Origin of the sequence: Nesterenkonia salmonea, assembly GCF_005771525.1 — a bacterium.
Taxonomy (GTDB): Bacteria; Actinomycetota; Actinomycetes; order Actinomycetales; family Micrococcaceae; genus Nesterenkonia; species Nesterenkonia salmonea.
Genome location: NZ_VAVZ01000074.1, coordinates 1 through 5044 on the forward strand (window position 1 = coordinate 1; position 5044 = coordinate 5044).

The following is a 5044-nucleotide window of genomic DNA, read 5'->3' on the forward strand; positions in this document are numbered from 1 at the left end:
CTACCTGAAGTCCGGAACGTCGCTTCCAACTACGCAGACTACCGCTTCCAACTCTCGCTACGTGCCAGGGCGGCCATGCTTTCGTAACGGAGAAGAACCTTATCTCCTGAAATGCAAGGGAAACGAGAAGTAACATTTTCAGGCCTTCAGCATTGAACGATGAAGTCTCCAAGAAACCCAGGGAGGTTCAATATGGCAGCTATTGATCTTCAGGGGGTGGTGCAGTTACTAGCCGATAAGCGACCCGTCTTCGATCGCGAACGGGACTTCCAATTCGCATTCTCCCAGGCTCTGGTCGAATTTGATCTTTGGCTGGAGGTTCGTCTTGAAGTGCCCCGACGGTTGGATGACGGTCGTCGAGAAGTCACAGACATCCTAGTCAAGGGTCCTACTGGTACTTGCGCAATTGGACTGAAGTACCCCACTCTGTATTGGCTGGAAGAAACCAACGGGGAGTTGTTCCAACTGGCCAATCACTCTGCGAACGACCTCGGACGTATGCACTTCGTCACGGACGTCACTCGGTTGGAGAGATTGGCGCTGTCTCAGGGAACGCCGGGGTGGGCACTATTTCCAACTAATGACCCAAGATATTGGGAGTCTAGTGGTGGACGCGTCACCAACGATGCCCAGTTCCGCATTTATCAAGGTAGGGAACTGAGCGGCACGTTGCGGCGGGGGAACGGCCATGAATCATGCACAACGCTCCTCCGCGGGTCGTACCGAGTGACTTGAAACGACTTCTCAACAGAAGATGAGGGGTCCCGTGCAGGTCTTCTACGTTGGAAGGCCCTTCACGTGCCCGGTTGAGGTTCGACAGACCACTCCGTAGTGCCTTTATATGTTCAGTGCGTGGACGAGGTCGCTATGAAGCTTCGACAGGGCAGCTCGCCCTGTCTCGCTCAGGGGAACGGGTTCTACCTCGAGAAGCCGGTAGGCAACTTCAGTCTTACTCGGAAAGTCGATTCCTGCTTCCTGCGCCCAGTCTTCCAATATCTTCGCCCAGGATTTCGTAGATTCATCGGGAAAGCCTGGAAGCTCTAAGGTCTCAACGCTGCCGTTCCTCTGTCGAAGGAGCTCGGTGAATACTTTGCGGTAGGCCTCGGCATCGAGAGCGTTCTCTATGCCAGGCAAAGGTAAGCACGCGATTCTCTCGCGAGGAAAAACCTGACACAACTTCTTGGCCAAGGCTTCCCCACCTGAATCACCGTCAACAAGAAAAGCGACCCGCGCTGCCTCGAGATCCAGGTCTGGGAACGCGTTCTTGGGAGCCTCGGATAGGCCAGGGGCCACTTGATACGGAAGACGCTGCAAATCGACACTGGCGCGAATGAGTGAAGGAAGCAGCAGCATGTCGCTCGCGCCCTCACCTATGACCGCATACCTTGCCGGGGTGAAGGCAGCGGCGGCGGCGCCCATTGCGAACATTACGGGTGAAAGTCCATGGCCTTCCATCGTCCAGAACGCGTTCTCGACGTGACTCGACTCATCACCGTCTATGACAACTGCTCGAAGTCCAATGCCCATGTCTCTAGGGAGGCAGGCAGGGGAATGGGTGGTATAGATGATCTTTTCTGCTTGCTGTTGTTCAGCGAACATGTCAATCAGGTCAGCCTGAGCATCAATATGTAGGTGGCTCTCGGCCTCATCTACTAGGAGGATTGTGGGCCTGCCAGTATCGCGTCCCGACAGAAAAGCGGCCAGTGCAACAAACGTTCGCAGCCCTTGGGATCTCTCGGCGAACGGTGAAGAATGCTCGCCATCCTCGATGACATTTATGCGGAGCACGCCTCCATCCATCTGAAGCTCGACAGTAAGGTCTGATTGCTTCCAGACATTCGAAACATGTTTGCTGAGGTTCCGGTTGGCCCGCCTGAGGAGGGTTTCACGCCTAGCTATCTGTTGTTGCTGGTCAGCAGTAGCCAGCGCCTGGAGGTCCAGCTCCGCCAATCGTAGAAGGTTACTGAGAGCAGGCGGGGGACCTTTCAGCAGCTTTTTATCTAGTGTGTAGGTAGACCGTAGAGCACGGTCTTCGTCGCGGAAGAGGGCGAAATCAGGCGAAGAACCCCATAGGCGTTTTCGAGCTTCAACACATGGGTCGTCTGCCTCACCCCAGGCGATTACCTTGTTTAAGGCCGCTTCGACCTCAGCAAAAGGCGCGGAATCGACAACTTGGTCTCTGAGTTCTTGCGCTCGTTCCAGCAACCAGTCGATATTCTCTTGGCTAGTCTCCTCAGCTGAAACGTATTGATCTAGCGCCTCAGCATATTCATTCAGCTCGTTGAGCAGTTGCGTACCCTCTGGAGAAGAATCAACGTCAGTCAGTTCGGAAGACTCGGGAGGGGTTGCGGTAAGAGAGCTTGTGGCGCCTAGTGCTTCATGCAGATGGATACAGCCTTCACGGAGGAGACTCGTACATCTTTTGAGGGGTGGCTCGGTCCACCAGAGAAGCCTCCCATCCGCCGACCGGGCTGCAATGAATTCTGCTGGACTGTCCAGCAGGTCTAGGTCCCCGAGACTTTCTTTGTCATCTTCGCCTAACAGGTACCGCAAGCTGACGATTTCGGTGCTGCTGTTCGCTTCCCCGGCCCGCGCCCAGCTCTTTAGTTCCAAGGCTTCGTCTGCCTCAATGTAACTTAGAGCCTTTAAGAGGGTGGTCTTCCCAGCCTCATTTGGCCCCACAACAGAGATTAGCTTCTGGTCTAGTTTGATAGTTGTATCGACTAAACGTCCATATCCACGGATGTGTGCGCTGACAAGTCTCATGCGCTTCCCTTCTCTCCGTGGTTGTGAGTCGGAGCGGTAATGGCATCCAGCCCGGGCAAGGCACGGATGATTTGGACGGTTTCGACGCTAACTGTGGTGATCTTCTTGATGAGGTCGACGATGTACCGAGTGTTGCCCTGTTCTGAGGCCCAGTCGTTGGGGTCGCTGACGATGCCTGATGCTTTGTCAGTTTTGACCTGGTAGCGGTCGATGAGCCACTCGAGTGCGCTGCGGGAGCCAAGCATGTATTCGTGGGCTTCGTCGGGTATGCCGGTCAGAGTGATGTTGGTGTTATAGATCAGCCGGGACTTATTTGCCTTGAGGGCCGGACCGCCCCATTTCATCTTCTGCACTCGATGGAACCCAGGGGCGGACGTCTCACCGAGTGTGGTTTCCTCGCTCAGGGGGTACGGCACGGCGTCTTCATATTTGATGTGCAGGTCAAGCAGTTTTTGGCCTGCTTCAGAGAAAATCCAGAAGTCCGATGCCGACGAAGGCAGGGGTATGCGTGGGAGCTGGCGCTTCAGCTCTGAGGCAAAGGTGGTCCGGTAGTCGTCAGAGTGCAGCAGTGCGTAGAGGTGGGCGAAGATCGCGTCCTTAGTGACCTCGCTGCCGAACACATCCTGGTACCGGGTCAGGGTTGCGTCGGTGATGTTGTCGATGCGCCGGTGTCCATCGACGACGTGCTCGCTCTCAGGGTCGTTGAGCCCGCTCAGCAAGTGTGGATCAGCGGATTCTAGAGGTTCCCAGATGTATCGCGGGAAGAACTGACCAGCTTGTCCAGCACCCGTGATCGAGACAAGATCGGGAATGGCATCCGTAGCGAGGACGGCGAAATCAGCGTTGCCTCCAGGTGCTGTGAGGTAGAACCCGTGGTTGACGTGGTTCGGGGTCGGGAAAATCGACGGCAGCTGGCCGGGGCGGTGGTTAAGGTGGCTATGAAAGTAGACGTTCTGTTTGGCAAAGGGTCTGTAAGACGAGGTGGTGATCCACTGCGAGGAGGTTTCGATATCGGTGCCGCGGGCCACATGGTTACGGAGGGTTGAAGACCAGGAAATCCGTGTTTGGTCGGAGAATTCTGGGTGGGTGGCGAGCCAGGCTGCGACGTCTTTCTCATTTCGTTTCGGGCGGGGCTCTGCGTGGTAGGCGCTTCGGACCTCCTCGTAGGTCGCAGTCATAGCGGTCACGTTGCGTTCGACAGCTTGGCGAGAGAAGTTATACACCCAGGCGTCGCGGTTTGTTTGGAGTCCTGGACTGTAGGTTCCGAAGATCGGAGGCATCCCGGTGCCGCCCTTTTTGTCACCCAGTGGTGACAGGGTGTCGTAGGTGTCGCTGGATTGGTTGATCCATTCGCCCTTTGAATTGGGCGTGATGGTTTCCCAGGTGGTGGAGGTGATGGTGGAGTCGTTGACGATGGCGAGTTTGTCTTCGCGGGTGAGGTAGTCGCCGATGTCGCGGTAGTGGAGGACGCAGTCGCCTGTGTGGGTGGGGTCTTTGACTCCGAGCATGATCGCGACGGTGGCGCGGCTCCCTGAGCCGAAGACCTTGCCACCTTCTTTACGGGAGAGTTCGCCAGAAGTGCGTTGGTTTCCGCGGAGGTTGTAGATGTAGAGGTGGTCGAAGTCCTCCACGAAGGTCTTGCGCAGCCCGTCGGCTGAGTTGGAGTCGATGTAGCCGCCGTTGGAGACGTAGGCGAGGATGCCTCGGTCGCCGATCCGGTCGGTGCCCCACCGGATGGCTCGTATATAGGAGTCGTAGAGGCTGTTCTTATTTTGACCCGTAGTTTGCGCCGCGTAGGTGTCACGGATTCTGCCATCCAGGCTCGGATAGGAGGCGTTGGCGTTGTTGTCGTTCGCGTTGGTCTGACCGGCGGAGTACGGGGGGTTGCCGATGATGACCCTTATGTCGGTGTCCAGCTGGCGTTTGGCGCGGCTGTTGTTGGAGGTGAACATCTCCAGGTCGAAGGTGTTGTGCTCTTCTGTCATCTGGAAGGTGTCACCGAGGACGATTCCTTCGAAGGGCACATACGGGGCTTCAGCGTCGTCCGATTGGTCCTTGATGAGGCCGTGGTAGGTGGCTTCGATGTTGATGGCGGCGATGTAGTAGGCCAGGAGCATGATCTCGTTGGCGTGGAGTTCACTGGTGTACTTCCGCGCTAGATCGTGTGGGGTGATCACACCGGATTGCAGCAGTCGGACAATGAACGTCCCGGTTCCGGTGAAGGTTATGTGTACTGTCTGGAGGTGTCTCATGTACCCACTGACAGAACACCTGGAGA

At 56.3% G+C, this 5044-nt stretch carries 2 protein-coding genes; both read right to left on the bottom strand.

Going from position 1 to position 5044, the window contains the following annotated elements; genetic code table 11:
* Positions 1–837: 837 nt before the first annotated feature.
* Positions 838–2766, bottom strand: coding sequence for an AAA family ATPase (locus FEF26_RS15035; RefSeq protein WP_138254351.1), 1929 nt, complete (start codon positions 2764–2766; stop codon positions 838–840).
* Positions 2763–5044 (bottom strand): type ISP restriction/modification enzyme (locus FEF26_RS16195; protein ID WP_341805158.1); only part of this gene is annotated, 2282 nt, incomplete at its 5' end. The genes FEF26_RS15035 and FEF26_RS16195, both read right to left, overlap by 4 nt.

What these genes read in the sequence shown, in the direction of transcription:
- FEF26_RS15035 (WP_138254351.1), bottom strand. Translation starts at nt 2,766, where the DNA reads ATGAGACTTGTCAGCGCACACATCCGTGGATATGGACGTTTAGTCGAT.